Raw genomic sequence first — 14,763 nt, 5'->3', positions numbered from 1 at the left:
TGTCACACTTCCTGGCTGACGAGTGTGCCGCGCATGGCATCGATCGATTTGGCGATTTTCAGCATTTCCTCGGAAGGGATCTGGCGAATGACTTCGCCGGTTTCCTTGTCGGTAAGCTTGACCACCTGAACACCGGTTTCCTTGTCGATCGAAAATTGCAATTCGTTCGAACTCAGGCTCCGTAGTGTCTGATTGGCGTGGTCGACGGCTCTTTGCAGGGTTTCGCGATTGGCCTTGGGTTCCGACTGGGCAGGTGTGGCTGCCGCGTTTTGCGGCTGTGCCGGCGCTGAAACAGCTTCCTTCGGCGACGGTGCCGTGCTTTGCGGCGGCAGCTTTGGCCCACCCGGTTCGGGGCCTTGTACGCGTGGCGGCCCTGCCTGGATAGGGAGTAGATTGTTCATGATGACCTCGATACTCAGGCTACTGTATTGACGGCAACCCCAACCGGGCTGACTGGTGTGCTGCCTCCCTGAGGATTCTTCAGGAAATTTTGCAAGAATGCCTGGAGATCAGGGGCCTTGGGTGGCGTTGTGGTGTCACTCGGGCTGGCTGGCTGGAGCGCTTGCACGAGCTTGGAAAAAGATGACTTGAGCGCATCGGTCTGGGCCGAGGCGGTATCCCCGGAAGTCAGGTTCTGGATCAGATTCTGAACGCGCGTGGTCAGGTCATTTTTATAGCTGTCGCTGGCTTTGCTGACTTCACGCCTTGCTTCGTCAGCGCGCTTCTCGCCGCCCTCGTTGCCCTCGGTTTCACGTCTGTCCCCACGCGACTTCACGGCCTTGAAGAGGTCATGCATGAAGCTGTGCAAGGCCTGCTGGACGTTGTTCGACGATTGGGCTTGGTTGGCGTTCGACTGAGCCCCTGACTGCGTGTCAGTCGTTGCCGTTGTCGGGATGGCTGCCTGGCTCGGCGGCGGTTGTTGTGCGGGCAGGGACAAGCCGAGGGCGCTGAGCGCGCTGCTCACGGCATCAAAAAACTGCTGCCGGCCTTTTTCTCCGCCGACGCGCCGGCGTTCTCCTTCGTTATCACCGTCATGTTCACGCCGCACCGTCCGGGGCGCCGTGCTGCCGGTGGATTGAATGGGGGTGCCGGATGACACCGCGGTGGGCACATTGATCGACATGACAGACTCCTTCACGAAAGCCGGGGCGGATTTACCCCTTCACGATCCCTGTTAACGGATAACTTTAGGGATTCTTTAGGGCCTTCGCGAAATTTATTTTCGGCGATTGACGCAGATCAACAAATTCGAGTTCTGATTTCATTTTTCGCAAAGAAGACGGTAGTCACCGCTGAATAGTCTCAACTGACGACGGTGCTGGCCAACGACGCGCCGCTGCCGACGCAGCTAGTCTTCAACCCGACCGACAAGACCTTCACCATCGCCAAGGGCGCTGATATCAAGTTGCCGTTGCAAGTGAAGATCCAGTTACGGCAGGGCGGTAGTGTGGTCTCTGAAAAGCTGGTGATGCTGACGAATGAGTTTTAACCAGCGGTGAACCAGGGGGGCTGCGGGTAAAACCGTGGTCTGTCCCTGGTTTTAAATCTGCGAAAGCCAGGGGCAACGATCGAATATCGGGGTCAGACCACGGTTTTTGCGGATCACTTACTCCAGATGTTCCACCATCAGCTGCGGGTTTTCGACGCCCATGTATTCGTTGATGGCCAGCCGGTAGGCGGCGCGGGTACGGTTGCCGGGCTGGGTGCTGAAATTGAACTGGATGGCGTCGATGCGGGTGTTGCCTTTGCGTAGCCGGAGCTTGAGGTGTTTGTCCTTGAGCACGCGTTGCTGTTCGACGTCAAACTCGTCCATGAATAGCGGGGCAGGGAAGCCCTGGCCCCAGATTTCGTTTTCCAGCAGGCGGGCGGTTTCGAGCGAGAAGTAGCCGCCTTCAAGGTTGCCGTCAGTTTCCAGGGTGCGCGTAAGGTCGGCGGGGGCGAGGAGTTCGCTGGCGACCTGGGCGAACATTTGGCTGAATTGTTCGAAGTTTTCGGCCCTGAGCGTGGCGCCGGCGGCCATGGCGTGGCCTCCAAACCGAACGAGCAGGCCGGGGGCGCGCTTGGCGACAAGGTCGAGGGCATCGCGCAGATGCAGGCCGGGAATCGAGCGGCCGGAGCCCTTGACGATGCCACCCTCACCGGGTGCGAAGGCGAAGACCGGGCGGTGCAGTTTGTCCTTGATGCGCGAGGCAAGGATGCCGACGACGCCTTCGTGCCAGCTTTCATCAAAGAGCGCGATGCCGGCGGCGGCGCTTTCGGTGTCGAGCGAGGCAAGCAGGACGAGGGCCTGCTCCTGCATGCCGGCCTCGATTTCGCGACGTTCGCGGTTGAGGGTATCGAGCTGCTGGGCGATCTGCAGGGCGCGGGCCGGATCGTCGGTGAGCAGGCATTCGACGCCGAGACGCATGTCGGCGAGGCGGCCGGCGGCATTGAGGCGGGGGCCGAGGAGGAAACCGAGGTCGAAGGCGGTGGCACGCTTGGGGTCGCGGGCGGCGGCTTTGAAGAGGGCGGCGATGCCGAGCTGCATCTGGCCGGCGCGCATGCGCTTCAACCCCTGGCTGACCAGGATGCGGTTGTTGCGGTCGAGCTTGACAACGTCGGCGACGGTGCCCAGGGCGACGAGGTCGAGCAGGTTGGCGAAGTTGGGTTCGGGGCGTTCTGGGACATTGGGTGCAAACCAACCGCGTTCGCGCAGTTCGGCGCGCAGGGCGAGCATGACGTAAAACATGACGCCGACGCCGGCGATGCATTTGGACGGGAAGTCGCAGCCGGGCTGGTTGGGATTGACGATGCAGTCGGCGTCGGGGAGTGTTTCGGCCGGCAGGTGGTGGTCGGTAATCAGCGTGGCGATGCCGTGCTGCTGGGCGCGGGCGACGCCTTCGAGGCTGGCGATGCCGTTGTCGACGGTGATGATGAGATCGGGCGATTGCTGGGCGGCGACATCGACGATTTCCGGCGATAAACCATAGCCGAGCTTGAAACGGTCGGGGAGCAGGAAATCGACATCGGCGCCGAGTGCCTTGAGGGCGCGCACACCGACCGCCGTGGCGGTGGCCCCGTCACAGTCATAGTCGCCGATGATCAGCATTTTGGCCTCGGCTTCGATGGCATCGGCCAGCAGGTGCGCTGCTTCCGTGGCGTTGGTCAGCGCCGTTGGCGGGATCAGTGACTTCAGTTCGTAGTCGAGTTCGGCCTTGTCCTTGATGCCACGCGCTGCGTAGAGCCGGGCGAGCAGCGGATGCAGGCCCTGCTGTTCAAGTTGCCAGACGACGCGGGGCGGGCTGCTGCGGGTGGTCAGTTTGGTCACAGGGTGTTTCCTTCGGCCAGATCCTTGGCCATGGCTTGCAACGGGCGGGCCTTGCGCCAGAATTTCCAGCGGTTCTTGCCATGTAGCGTCCAGGTCAGTTGGCCATAGATGGTTGGGGCGAGGATGGTCAGGGTGTCGACGCGACGGCCGAGTTCGCCGCGCAGCGGGACGAACCAGTCTTTTTCCAGCGCGTCGAAGGCGCTGCGCCAGCCGGGGCTGTCTTCCGTGAGGACCGACGGTAGCAGTGTGTCGAGGACGGCGAGCTGGCTGGTATCTGCCTCAGCATCGGCGAGCAGGCTGCCCAGACTGGCCGCGCCGGGGAGCGCCTCAATGTCGGCGGCAAGGGCGAGGCCGGTTGCCAGCGGGTTGTCGCTCCAGACGGTGGAGAACTCCGGGGCCGGCACCTTCGCCAGTGGTCCGCCACCCCATAGCCAGAGACTGTTGACGGCGGGTTTGCCCTCGGCTTGCCGGCGGGCGTTGACCGGATGGCCGTGCAGGAACATCTGCACTTCGTTGAGCCAGCGCGTAAGCACACCGTTCTTGTCGGTCAGTTCATCGTCGAGGCGGCGGCCCGCGATGTGGGAGAGCGGCTCGGCGTGATGCGTCGTGGGCGTGTGCAGTTGCAGGTACCAGCGGCGGGCGGTGGCGACGTGAAAGCGGCCGATGTCGGCGAATTCGCTGTTGAGCGCGGCGGCGATGGCCTGAGCTTCGTCGAGATCGAGGTCGAAGGCCCCGGCATCGGCGAGGACGATGCGTTCATGGTGGAAGCGCAGGTGAACCGGGTCGGCGCACAGCCAGTGACCGTCATCGCCAGCCGTCTGATTGCTTTCGCCGAGCCGGCGCAGGGCGCCGAAAGGGGCGTCGTCCAGCCCGAACTGGGTCGCCAGCAGGTGTTCGTAAGCCTGTCGCGGCTGTCGGGAAAAGCCAGCGTGGGCGGCCAGCCATTCAAAACCGGGGGCAGCCAGCTTCCCGAGGGTCAATTGGTCGTTCGGCTCGGGCCAGATCAGTTCGGGGACAAGCAGGGTAAGGCGCACGGGCAGCAGGCAAGGGATAGGCGGGCAAAAAGTGTACCATAGCGACTTTCATCGCCTGGTCTTATCCGCATGGGATTGCCCTACGAGTTGTTGATCGGTCTGCGCTACACGCGGGCCAAGAAACGTAACCACTTCATTTCCTTTATCTCGCTGATCTCGATGCTCGGCATCGGCCTCGGCGTCGCCGCGCTGATCGTCGTGCTGTCGGTGATGAACGGTTTCCAGAAAGAGTTGCGGACGCGCATTCTCGGCGTCGCGTCGCACATCCAGATTACCGGCATCAATGGTGAACTGCCGAACTGGACGCTGGTTGCCGAGCAGGCCATGAAGCATCCGGAAGTCCGGGATAGCGCACCGTTTGTCCAGTCGCAGGGGATGTTCAGCGTCGATGGCCAGGTCAAGGGGACGCTGGTGCGCGGCATCCTGCCCGATCAGGAAGACCGCGTTGCCGATTTTCGCAAGACCATTCAGAGCGGTAGCCTCGACGATCTGCGGCCAGGCGAGTTCGGCGTTGTTCTCGGTTCGGAACTGGCCCGCTCACTGCGCGTGTTTACCGGCGACAAACTGACCCTGATCGCGCCGCAAGGCACGGTCACGCCGGCCGGTGTCATGCCCCGGCTGAAAACCTTCAAGGTGGTCGGTATTTTCGAGGTCGGCATGTATGAATACGACTCCGGGCTGGCCCTGATCAACCTCGAAGATGCGCAGAAGCTCTACCAGATGGATGATCGGGTGACCGGCGTGCGGCTCAAGGTGGATGATCTTTTCCAGGCACCGCGCATTGCCCGCGAACTGGCCCGCTATATCGATGCTGATGCATACCTCAATGACTGGACGAAAAGCCACGCCAATTTCTTCCGCGCCGTGCAGATCGAGAAGAACATGATGTTCATCATCCTCTCGCTGATCGTCGCGGTCGCCGCCTTCAACCTCGTGTCCACGCTGGTTATGGCGGTCACCGACAAGCAGGCCGACATCGCCATCCTGCGCACCCTCGGGGCGCGGCCACTGTCAATCATGGCGATTTTTGTCGTACAGGGGGCACTGGTCGGCTTTATCGGGCTGGGTATGGGCATTGTCGGCGGCGTCCTGCTCGCCCTCAATATCGATACCGTCGTCCCCTTCATTGAACAACTGCTCGGCGTGCATTTCCTGTCGAAGGAGGTCTACTACATCTCCGATCTGCCATCCGAACTGCAATGGGGCGATGTCTGGGGCGTCACCCTGATCGCTTTTGTGCTCGCCCTGCTGGCGACGCTTTATCCCAGCTGGCGGGCTTCCCGCGTCAATCCGGCCGAGGCCCTGCGCTATGAGTGAGCCGATTCTGATCGCCCGTGGGCTGTCCAAGGTGTTTCGTGGCGGCGGGCTGGAAGTGCCGGTTTTGTCGGGCATCGACCTGCGCGTCAATCCCGGCGAAACCGTCGCTATTGTCGGTGCGTCCGGCTCCGGCAAAAGTACCTTGCTGCATTTGCTGGGTGGGCTGGACACGCCCACTACGGGCGAGGTAACACTGATGGGGCGCGATTTTTCGGCGCTCGGCGAGGTTGAACGGGGCGACTGGCGTAACCTTCACCTTGGTTTCGTCTATCAGTTCCACCATCTGCTGGCTGAATTCTCTGCCCTGGAAAATGTCGCCATGCCGTTGCTCATTCGCCGCATGTCGCGTGAAGAAGCGCTGGCCAAAGCGGCCGATATCTTGATCGCCGTCGGGCTCGGTCATCGCCTTGAACACCGGCCGGGCGAGCTGTCTGGTGGCGAGCGTCAGCGGGCGGCGATTGCCCGGGCGCTGGTCAGCGATCCTTCGTGCCTGCTGGCCGACGAGCCGACCGGCAATCTCGACAGCCAGACTGCGTCTGTCGTTTTCGGCCTGCTCATCGAGCGGGTACGCCAGCAGCAGACGAGCCTCATTGTGGTGACACACGATCAGCGACTGGCGGCCAAGGCGGATCGCATTTTGAATTTGAACGACGGAATTATTTGCCAATAGTTTAACAAGTGTAAAATTTTAATAAATGTTATTAAAATATCATTTGCGTTGTGGACGTCCGCACGTCGTTCAGGAGACATGAAATGCAAGCGATCTTTTCCCCCGCCATCGCACTGATGAACCGGCTTCGTTATAACAGCAAGTTTTTGCTGCTTGGAGCGGCCGTATCGGTTGTCATGGTGGTCCTGCTCTATTCTGTTTTTTCCTTTCTGAATCGCGATATCGACACGGCCCGCCAGGAGCTCGCCGGGCTGCAGATGCTCAAGCCGATCAACCAGATGGCGCAGGTGATGCAACAGCATCGCGGCTTGTCGTCGGGGGTTCTCAACGGCAATGAGGCGATGAGAGAGAAGCGGGCAGCCAAGGAAAAAGAGGTGGCCGCCGCCATTCTGGTGACCGATGCGGCATTGCCGCCGGTGTTGCGTGATACAGCGGACTGGAAGGCGATTCGGTCTGACTGGGATGCGATCGGTGCTCAGGGCCTGACGTGGACGGCCGCCGAGAACATCAAGCGCCATACCCAGATGATTGGCAAGGTATTGCAGTTCATGGTCACGGTGGCCGATGAGACGCAACTGACCCTCGACCCGATCATGGATACCTACTATTTCATGGATACCCTGGTCACCAAGATGCCGGCGATGCTCGAGCAATTGGGTGTGACGCGGGCGCGGGGGACCGGTTTGTTGACCAAAAAGGAAATGTCGCCGCAGCAGCGGGTCGATCTTTCCTCGGTGGTGGCGCAGATGGATGGCACGCTGCAGGCGCAGAACGTCAACCTGGAAAAAGTGATGCGTTTTTCACCGGCACTCAAGGATGGTCTGTCGGGGCCAACCAAGGAGTTTTCGGCGGGTGCGGAAAAGATTTTTGCGCTGGTGCGCGAAGATATCCTGTCCGAGAAATATGCAACCGCACCGCAGGATTATTTTGCCATGGTCACCCAGGTCATCGATCTTGGCTACAAGGTGATGTACGACACCCTGATGCCGCAGTTCGAACGTCAGTTGCAGGAGCGGCTCAGCCAGTCGCAGAAGGTACTGGCCTTCGAGGTCGGGCTGGCGGTATGCATTGGCCTGCTCGTCGCCTATCTGGGTATGGGTACCTACTTTTCGGTGATCAACAGCGTCGGCGATTTTTCACGCGGGGCGAGCCGTCTGGCCGATGGTGACCTGACCGCCAAGTTCGATACCGATGGGGTCGATGAGCTACATGCTGCCGGCAAGGATTTCAACGGCATGGCAGCGGCCTTCCGGAGTCTGCTCGGTGGTGTGCAGGGGGACGTTCGTCAACTCAATCAGGCTGCCGAGCAACTGGCCCTGTCGAGCCAGCAGATTTCTGCCGGGACCGCCCGGCAAAGCGATTCGGCGACCAGCATGGCGGCTGCCGTCGAGGAAATGACGGTCGGTATCGATCACATTTCGCGCAATGCACAGGATGCCCAAATGTATTCGCGGGAGTCCGATGAGGTTGCCACACGCGGTGGTCAAATCGTCCAGTCGGTGGTTAATGAAATCCAGGCTATCGCCCAGACGGTCAATGACTCGGCCAAAGCCGTCGAGGCTCTCGGCCGGCAGTCCGAACAGATTTCAGCGATTGTCGGGACGATCAAGGAAATCGCCGATCAGACCAATCTCCTGGCCCTTAATGCCGCCATCGAGGCGGCGCGGGCCGGTGAGTCGGGCCGGGGTTTTGCGGTTGTCGCCGACGAGGTCAGGAAGCTGGCTGAGCGGACGGCCAAGTCGACGCACGAAATTACCGCCATGATCGAGGCTGTTCAGGCTGGCACCACGACGGCCGTATCGTCGATGAAGCAAGGCGTTTTGCGCGTTTCGTCCGGGGTTGCCCAGGCGCAGCTGGCGGGCGAGGCTATCGGCCAGGTTCAGGCACAGTCGCGCCAGGTGCTCAATGCCGTCTCCGAAATCACCGTTGCACTACGTGAGCAGGCTTCCGCCAGTACCGATATTGCCCAGAACGTTGAGCGTATCGCCCAGATGGCCGAGGAAAACAGTTCAGCAGCGAGCGGCAACGCGAATACGTCGGAAACGCTGCGCAAGCTGGCGCAGGGGCTGACCGGGGCGATTGCCCGATTCCGGACTTGAGGCGAGATGCGGGGAACTAAGCCCTAGGCCCTGGTCCCCGTTGTCTTTCGACGTCGCCAGGCGCTGATCAGGTAGAGTCGCCAGGCGGCTCGCGTGGCGAAGTAGCCGAGTACCGCGAGTCCGCTGGCCAGGAGGACGAGGCCGATGCCGAGCGGTTTGGCAACGGCCAGCATCCAGGTCTGCATGGCTGTCGTCCAGCCGATGAAATCGATGGCATTGAAGGCGGGCGGCACGATGAATCCGTTGCCGTCGTCGATAGTCATTCGGCCGATCTGGTAAGCCACCAGGTAGAGCGGGACAATCGTCAGCGGGTTGGTGTAGAGCGTCACGAACATGGCCAGCGGCAGGTTGACGCGAAAGATCAGGGCGCAGATGGCGGCGCCGAGCATTTGCAGCGGGCCGGGTATCAGCCCGCAAAACAGTCCTGCCGCCACCGCCCCGGCCGCCGAGTGCCGGTTCAGGTGCCATAGCCGGGGGTGCAGCAAGGACGATTCGAACGGCTTTAACCAGGGGTTGTTGCGTATCGTCTGGTGATCCGGCAGGTATTTTTTCAGAGTGCGGCGCATGGCGCCATTATTCACTCCGCCAGCCAACTCGTCACGCCTGCATTCATATTCATTAGGCCGGTTTGGTTGGGCGCCCAAAATATTGTATTGGCATATTTCGGGATTAATATCCCGCCATGCGCCTGTACATACTTTCCTTCGCCGCCGCTGTTCTTGCTTTGCAGATGCAGCCAGTCCTCCCCGAATGGGGGCCGTGGGCGGTCGGCGGCATGCTGCTTGTGTTGCCGCACCTGCGCTGGTCGGGTACGTCGCTTCGTGTTCTGGCCCTGCTGTGTTGCGCCGCGCTGGGGTTTGCCTGGGCGAGTTGGCGGGCCGAGATCCGGCTGGCTGACCAACTTGCTATCGGGCAGGAAGGGGTTGATCTTGAGGTGATCGGCGTGGTCGCTGGTTTGCCGCAGGATTTCAGCAACGGGACGCGTTTTGAGTTTGACGTGGAGCGGGTGATAACGGCAGGTGTTGCTGTTCCCGGACGCATCATGCTGTCGTGGTATGTCGGCCGGCGCGATGATGCATCGATCGAGCGGCTGGCGGTGCGGCCCGGCGAGCGCTGGCGTTTTACCGTCCGTCTGAAACGGCCGCATGGCAATGCCAATCCGGGCGGCTTCGATTACGAGGCCTGGCTGCTCGAGCGCAATATCCGGGCGACCGGGTCGATTCGTCCCAATCTGCCGCAACGGATGGATGGCATGGTGTGGCAGGTCGATTACGCCCTCGAGCGGCTGCGTCAGGTAATTCGGATTCCTTTGCCCGCCTTCTGCCCGAGACGTCCTACCCGTGGGCCGGCGTGCTGGTGGCCCTGGTCATCGGTGATCAGAAGGCGATTCACGGCGAATTGTGGACGACCTTCAACAGGACGAACAACCCATCTCATGAGTATTTCCGGGCTTCATGTGACGATGGTCGCGGCCCTTTTCGGCTGGCTGGTGTCCTTCTTCTGGCGGCGGGTGCCGGCGCTGGCCTTGCGGCTACCGATGCAAAAGGCCGGGCTGCTCGCGGCCTGCCTGGGCGCCCTGGCTTATTCGCTGCTCGCCGGTTTCGCCGTGCCGGCGCAGCGCACGCTATACATTGTTGCTGGTTGCAGCGGCCGCCATGTTGTCGGGTCGCATCGTTGCGCCAAGCCGGATTCTCTGCCTGGCCTTGCTTGTCGTGCTGATGTTCGATCCGTGGGCGGTACTGGCAGCAGGCTTCTGGTTGTCCTTCGCTGCGGTCGGCGCCTTGCTGTATATCGGCTCGGCAACGGTTGGCGAGGCTTCAGGCTGGCGGGAAAGAGTCCGCGCCTGGGGCATCGTGCAATGGGCCGCAACGCTGGCTTCGCTACCGATACTGCTCCTCGTTTTCCAGCAATTTTCGCTGGTTTCGCCATTGGCCAATGCCCTGGCCATACCGGTGATCAGCTTCGTCGTCACGCCGCTCGCCCTGCTCGGGGCGCTGGTGCCGTGGTGGCCTATCCTTTGGCTGGCCCATCAGGGTCTGGCCTGGCTCATGGTCTTTCTCGAATGGTGTGCCACCTGGCCGGTCTGGGTGGCTCCGGCGCCACCGTTGTGGGCAGTGCTTGTCGCCGGGGTCGGCGTGGCAGTCTGTCTGCTGCCGCGTGGCCTGCCGGGGCGCTGGCTGGGGGCCATGCTGTTCGTGCCGGCCCTGTTCTGGCCGGTATCCAGGCCAGCCGAGGGCGAGGCTTGGGTGACCGTGCTCGATGTCGGGCAGGGGCTGGCCAGCGTCATCCGCACCCATCGCCATACGCTGATCTATGACCCGGGGCCGCTTTACAGCGCCGAGTCGGATGCCGGGCAGCGGGTGGTCGTGCCCTACCTGCGCTGGTTGGGCATCGTCCAGATTGACCGCTTGATGGTGACGCATCGCGATAGCGATCACGCCGGCGGTATCGCCTCGGTGCGGGCCGCACTGAACGTGGGCGACATCGTCTCCTCGGTTGCCGGCCTTGACGGCCAGCGTTGCCTGGCCCGACAGCGCTGGGTCTGGGAGGGCGTAAGTTTCGAGGTGCTGCATCCGGCGGCCGAGGCTTATGCGGTGGCTGGGAAGGCGAATCACCTGTCCTGTGTGCTGCGGGTCGAGGCGGCCGGTCGGCGTCTCCTGCTGACATCCGATATTGAGGCGCCTGACGAGGCCGCACTGCTTTTTCGCTACCCCGGTGATCTGGCCGCTGATCTTCTCCTCGTGCCGCACCATGGTTCTAAGACGTCATCGACACCAGCTTTTCTGCAGGCTGTGGGCGCAGCCCAGACGGTCATCCCGGTCGGCTACCGGAGTCGCTTCGGGCATCCCAAAGGCGAGGTGCTGGCCCGGTACGAAGCGATGGGGGCGACCATCTGGCGTACCGACCTCGATGGTGCGGTAAGCATCACAATGGGCGGGAAGGGGCTGGCAGTATCAGGGTTTCGGCATGAACATCGTCGTTATTGGCATGGCCGGTGATACATTGACGGGGGAGGAGAAAAAAATGAAATTCAAACAACATATCGTGCAATGCCTCGGTCCCTCTGGCTTGCACCGGATGGCCTATACCGAGTGGGGTGCCCGCGACAATCCGCGCGTCCTCGTCTGCGTGCATGGCCTGACCCGCAATGGCCGCGATTTTGATGCGCTGGCAGAAGCCATGTCCGGACACTACCGGGTGATCTGTCCGGATGTTGTCGGCCGTGGCCAGAGTAGCCATCTGCGTGACCCGGCGGCCTATGGCATCCCGCAATACGTGGGTGACATGGTGACGCTGATTGCCCGCCTTAATGTCGAGACCGTGCATTGGGTCGGCACCTCGATGGGCGGCCTGATTGGCATGGGCCTGGCGGCGCAGGCGGCAACGCCGATCCGCAAGATGGTGCTCAATGATGTCGGGCCGGTGATTACGGCCGAATCGCTGCAGCGTATCGGCACCTATGTCGGCACCGATCCCGACTGGGCGACCTTCGACGAGGCGCTGGCCTTCGTCAGATTGGTCAGCGAGCCATTCGGCCGCCTGACCGAGGCGCAGTGGTATCACCTCACCGAAACGAGCGTCATGCAGGGTTCCGATGGTCGCTGGCGTTTCCGTTACGATCCTCGTATCGCCGAGCCGTTCCGGGCCGCCTTTGCCGATAAGGATGTCGATCTGTGGCCGCTCTATGAGCAGATTAAATGCCCGACCCTGGTTGTTCGCGGCGCTGATTCCGATCTGCTCACCCGCGAGACCTGGCAAAAAATGGCGACTTGCGGCCCGCAGGCAAAACTGGCCGAAATTGCTGGCGTCGGGCATGCCCCGATGTTCCAGTCTGACGATCAGATTGCCATCGTGCGTGACTTCCTGTTGAGCCCATGAAGCATATTGTCGTTCAAGGGCTGAAGCTCGAATATCGGGATTACCCGGCGACGGTGGAAGGGCAGCCGACCCTGCTGCTCCTTCACGAAGGTCTGGGCAGCGTCACCATGTGGCGGCATTTTCCGGAAAAGCTGGCGGCGGCAACCGGTTGTCGATTGATCGTCTGGTCTCGGGCGGGTTATGGTGGCTCGGAGGCCTACCCGGAGCCGCGGTCGCTACGTTACATGCATCGCGAAGGCGAGGAAATGCTGCCCGCCCTGCTTGCTGCCCTGGGCATAGAAAGGCCGCTGCTGATCGGCCATAGCGACGGCGGCAGCATTGCCCTGATTTTTGCCGGGGCCTTTCCGGAGGTGCCGCTCGGTATTGCCGTCATGGCGCCCCACGAGTTTGTCGAAGAGGTGACGCTGGCCGGTATTCGCGCCGCCAGGACGACCTGGTTAACGACTGACTTTCCGAAAAAACTGGCCCGCTACCATCACGCCCAGACCGAGCGGGTCTTTGCCGACTGGAACGATACCTGGCTGTCGCCGCCCTTCCGTGACTGGAATATCGAGGACTGCCTGCCCAAGATTCGCTGTCCGGTGCTCGCCATCCAGGGTGAGGATGACGAATATGCCACGATGCGCCAGATTGACGTGATTGCTGAAACAGTGCCCGGCACGCAATTGCTCAAGCTGCCGCGCTGCGGCCATTCGCCGCACCGTGATCAGGAAGCGGCGGTGATCGACGCTCTGGGCGCCTTTGTCAGCCGGGTCAACGGATCCTGAAGATAGTAGCGGCAGAGCAGGCCGTAGATGGCCGGATATTCATCGGCGATGACATCCGGTGTCTCGAAGAAGCACTCGGTAAACACGGCGAAAAATTCGACCGGATCGGTGCTCGCGTAGGGGTCGATGTGGGTGTCTTCGCCACTGTCGACGCGCTGGCAAAAATCGTTGAAGGCGTCGTCAAACTTGGCTTGCCACTCGGTTTCGGTGATCCCCGAATGCAGCGCCGGCATGCCGTCGGCCTCACCGTTGAGCATGTCCAGCTTGTGGGCGAATTCGTGAATGACGACGTTGTAGCCATCGCCGGCCATTTGCACGTCGTGCCATGAAATGATCAGCGGACCACCCTCCCAGGCTTCACCGGAGAGCGTGTCGTCGAATTCGTGCACGATGCCGGATTCATCCTCGAAGCGGCGCGGCACGACGAATTCGTCGGGGTAAACGACAATGCCGACCCAGTCGCGGTAGGCCCCCAGGCCGAGTTTGAGAATTGGCAGGCAAGCCTGAGCGGCGATAGAGACGCAGATTTCGTCGGTCAATTCGAGACCGTGGGCGGTGCTGAATTCCTTTTCGGCGAGAAATCCTTCGGCCAGCGTCTTGAGTTGCCTTTCGTCGTCCACTGCAAGCGCATCAATAAATGGCAGCGAGACAACCGTCATCGCCCATAACTGATCGGGAATATGCGCTGGCTTTTTGCTGCGAAAGCGGTCGAGCAGGCTTCTCATCGTTTCATGGTGAGCCAGATGCCGGTGAAGATCAGGCCAATGCCGAGGTAGTGGTACCAGAAGGGAATTTCACCGAGGAACAGGAAGGAGAGCAGGGTGCCGAAGACCGGCATGAGGTGGATGAACAGGCTGGCCTTGTTGGCGCCGACGTCGGCGACGCCCTTGTTGTAGAAGATATAGCCGAGAAAACTGGGAAAGATGCCGACGTAGGCCAAGGCACTGAGTGATCCCCAATTGATCGTGATCTGGCGGCCCTGCATCAACTCCCAGGCGCAGGCCGGGCCCAGGGCAGCGAGGCCGATGACGGTGGTCGCGCCGAGCATGAGCATGGGGTGAACCCCGGCCGGACGCCAGGCCAGGGCGACGGTGTAGATCGCCCAGTCAAGTACGGCGACGAGCATCCAGACGTCGCCGATATTGAGCTTGAGATGGGCCAGAACGGCGAAGTCGCCACGCGACACGATGGTCATAGCACCGCATAACGATATGACCACGCCGATCCCTTCGATCGGCCGCAGATGTTTGCCGAGAAAGGCCCATGAGATGGCGATGGTGGCGATCGGCACGAAGGAGTTGAGCAGTGCCGCGTTGGTCGCACTGGTGTCCTGCAGGGCGATGTAGGCAAACGTGTTGTAGCCACCGACGCCGAGCAGGCCGAGTACCGTCAGTGGTTTCCAGCCCTGTTTCAGCAAGGGCCACTGGGCCTTCAGATGGGGCAGGGCGAGCGGCAGGATGAGGGTTAGGGCGATCAGCCAGCGCCCGAAGGCCATGGTCAGCGGCGGCACATCGCCGCGGATGCCACGTCCGACCACCATGTTCCCGGACCAGAAGAGGACCGTCAGGGTGAGCAGGAGATAGGGGTTGGCGAACAGTTTTTTCATCGTCGGCAGATTATGCCTGAACCGGCCTTGGTCGTGCCGTGGTGCCGCATGGAGAGCAAATTTCCGCTAGCCGCGCCACCCCAG

General features: G+C 61.5%; 14 protein-coding genes and 1 pseudogene. 8 read left to right on the top strand and 7 right to left on the bottom strand.

Going from position 1 to position 14,763, the window contains the following annotated elements; genetic code table 11:
* Positions 1-2 precede the first annotated feature (2 nt).
* Together HYN24_RS09460 and HYN24_RS09455 are read right to left on the bottom strand one after the other, a co-directional pair.
* Entirely contained in the window at positions 3-401 is a 399-nt protein-coding gene (locus HYN24_RS09460) for a flagellar protein FlaG (RefSeq protein WP_117609019.1), read from the bottom strand.
* Between the two features lie 14 nt (positions 402-415).
* Positions 416-1,123 (bottom strand): hypothetical protein, encoded by a 708-nt coding sequence (locus HYN24_RS09455; RefSeq protein WP_117609018.1) that lies wholly within the window; start codon positions 1,121-1,123, stop codon positions 416-418.
* Positions 1,124-1,315: 192 nt separating this feature from the next.
* Between HYN24_RS09455 and HYN24_RS15920 the strand changes: the two genes are divergently transcribed.
* A complete protein-coding gene (locus tag HYN24_RS15920) occupies positions 1,316-1,489 on the top strand; it encodes a hypothetical protein (protein WP_162888687.1) in 174 nt (57 codons plus the stop codon).
* A gap of 117 nt (positions 1,490-1,606) precedes the next feature.
* Here HYN24_RS15920 and recJ read toward each other — a convergent pair whose 3' ends face one another.
* The gene (gene recJ, locus HYN24_RS09450; RefSeq protein WP_117609017.1) at positions 1,607-3,307 is read right to left on the bottom strand and encodes a single-stranded-DNA-specific exonuclease RecJ; all 1,701 of its coding nucleotides are present in this window, start codon (positions 3,305-3,307) and stop codon (positions 1,607-1,609) included.
* Positions 3,304-4,341: a hypothetical protein gene (locus HYN24_RS09445; RefSeq protein ID WP_117609016.1), complete on the bottom strand. Its 1,038-nt coding sequence runs from the start codon at positions 4,339-4,341 to the stop codon at positions 3,304-3,306. Before HYN24_RS09445 ends, recJ begins: the two co-directional genes overlap by 4 nt.
* Positions 4,342-4,410: 69 nt before the next feature.
* Between HYN24_RS09445 and HYN24_RS09440 the strand changes: the two genes are divergently transcribed.
* From HYN24_RS09440 to HYN24_RS09430, 3 genes are all read left to right on the top strand, one after another.
* On the top strand, positions 4,411-5,658 hold the full coding sequence (locus HYN24_RS09440; RefSeq protein WP_117609015.1) for a lipoprotein-releasing ABC transporter permease subunit: 1,248 nt from the start codon (positions 4,411-4,413) through the stop codon (positions 5,656-5,658).
* Positions 5,651-6,328, top strand: coding sequence for a lipoprotein-releasing ABC transporter ATP-binding protein LolD (gene lolD, locus HYN24_RS09435; protein ID WP_117609014.1), 678 nt, complete (start codon positions 5,651-5,653; stop codon positions 6,326-6,328). Before HYN24_RS09440 ends, lolD begins: the two co-directional genes overlap by 8 nt.
* Positions 6,329-6,411: 83 nt before the next feature.
* Complete coding sequence (locus HYN24_RS09430) at positions 6,412-8,427, top strand: methyl-accepting chemotaxis protein (protein ID WP_117609013.1); 2,016 nt, start codon at positions 6,412-6,414, stop codon at positions 8,425-8,427.
* 23 nt (positions 8,428-8,450) lie between these two features.
* Here HYN24_RS09430 and HYN24_RS09425 read toward each other — a convergent pair whose 3' ends face one another.
* On the bottom strand, positions 8,451-8,993 hold the full coding sequence (locus tag HYN24_RS09425) for a DUF2062 domain-containing protein (protein ID WP_117609012.1): 543 nt from the start codon (positions 8,991-8,993) through the stop codon (positions 8,451-8,453).
* Between the two features lie 116 nt (positions 8,994-9,109).
* Here HYN24_RS09425 and HYN24_RS16035 point away from each other — a divergent pair.
* The 4 genes and pseudogenes from HYN24_RS16035 to HYN24_RS09410 form a co-directional block, all read left to right on the top strand.
* Positions 9,110-10,006, top strand: a pseudogene (locus HYN24_RS16035) (ComEC/Rec2 family competence protein); the annotation flags it as partial.
* A 76-nt stretch (positions 10,007-10,082) separates the two neighbouring features.
* Positions 10,083-11,426, top strand: coding sequence for a DNA internalization-related competence protein ComEC/Rec2 (locus HYN24_RS16030; protein ID WP_205421367.1), 1,344 nt, complete (start codon positions 10,083-10,085; stop codon positions 11,424-11,426).
* Positions 11,427-11,451: 25 nt separating this feature from the next.
* Complete coding sequence (locus HYN24_RS09415) at positions 11,452-12,306, top strand: alpha/beta fold hydrolase (RefSeq protein WP_117610289.1); 855 nt, start codon at positions 11,452-11,454, stop codon at positions 12,304-12,306.
* The gene (locus tag HYN24_RS09410) at positions 12,303-13,073 is read left to right on the top strand and encodes an alpha/beta fold hydrolase (RefSeq protein ID WP_117609011.1); all 771 of its coding nucleotides are present in this window, start codon (positions 12,303-12,305) and stop codon (positions 13,071-13,073) included. Before HYN24_RS09415 ends, HYN24_RS09410 begins: the two co-directional genes overlap by 4 nt.
* Here HYN24_RS09410 and HYN24_RS09405 read toward each other — a convergent pair.
* Positions 13,013-13,798, bottom strand: coding sequence for a zinc-dependent peptidase (locus tag HYN24_RS09405; RefSeq protein ID WP_117609010.1), 786 nt, complete (start codon positions 13,796-13,798; stop codon positions 13,013-13,015). The two genes, HYN24_RS09410 and HYN24_RS09405, sit on opposite strands and share 61 nt — an antisense overlap.
* On the bottom strand, positions 13,795-14,679 hold the full coding sequence (locus HYN24_RS09400) for a DMT family transporter (RefSeq protein WP_117609009.1): 885 nt from the start codon (positions 14,677-14,679) through the stop codon (positions 13,795-13,797). Before HYN24_RS09400 ends, HYN24_RS09405 begins: the two co-directional genes overlap by 4 nt.
* Positions 14,680-14,763 lie beyond the last annotated feature (84 nt).

The organism is Dechloromonas sp. HYN0024, from assembly GCF_003441615.1.
Lineage (GTDB): Bacteria > Pseudomonadota > Gammaproteobacteria > Burkholderiales > Rhodocyclaceae > Azonexus.
Note: the sequence above shows the minus strand (reverse complement) of the source record. Positions and strands in the feature narration are given on the sequence as shown.

Excerpts from the sequence above, each read along its gene's own strand:
- HYN24_RS09460 (WP_117609019.1), bottom strand. The coding sequence starts at position 401 with ATGAACAATCTACTCCCTATCCAGGCAGGGCCGCCACGCGTACAAGGC.
- HYN24_RS09410 (WP_117609011.1), top strand. The coding sequence starts at position 12,303 with ATGAAGCATATTGTCGTTCAAGGGCTGAAGCTCGAATATCGGGATTAC.
- HYN24_RS09425 (WP_117609012.1), bottom strand. The coding sequence starts at position 8,993 with ATGCGCCGCACTCTGAAAAAATACCTGCCGGATCACCAGACGATACGC.
- lolD (WP_117609014.1), top strand. The coding sequence starts at position 5,651 with ATGAGTGAGCCGATTCTGATCGCCCGTGGGCTGTCCAAGGTGTTTCGT.
- HYN24_RS09405 (WP_117609010.1), bottom strand. The coding sequence starts at position 13,798 with ATGAGAAGCCTGCTCGACCGCTTTCGCAGCAAAAAGCCAGCGCATATT.
- HYN24_RS09400 (WP_117609009.1), bottom strand. The coding sequence starts at position 14,679 with ATGAAAAAACTGTTCGCCAACCCCTATCTCCTGCTCACCCTGACGGTC.
- HYN24_RS16030 (WP_205421367.1), top strand. The coding sequence starts at position 10,083 with ATGTTGTCGGGTCGCATCGTTGCGCCAAGCCGGATTCTCTGCCTGGCC.
- HYN24_RS09415 (WP_117610289.1), top strand. The coding sequence starts at position 11,452 with ATGAAATTCAAACAACATATCGTGCAATGCCTCGGTCCCTCTGGCTTG.
- HYN24_RS09455 (WP_117609018.1), bottom strand. The coding sequence starts at position 1,123 with ATGTCGATCAATGTGCCCACCGCGGTGTCATCCGGCACCCCCATTCAA.
- HYN24_RS09430 (WP_117609013.1), top strand. The coding sequence starts at position 6,412 with ATGCAAGCGATCTTTTCCCCCGCCATCGCACTGATGAACCGGCTTCGT.
- HYN24_RS09440 (WP_117609015.1), top strand. The coding sequence starts at position 4,411 with ATGGGATTGCCCTACGAGTTGTTGATCGGTCTGCGCTACACGCGGGCC.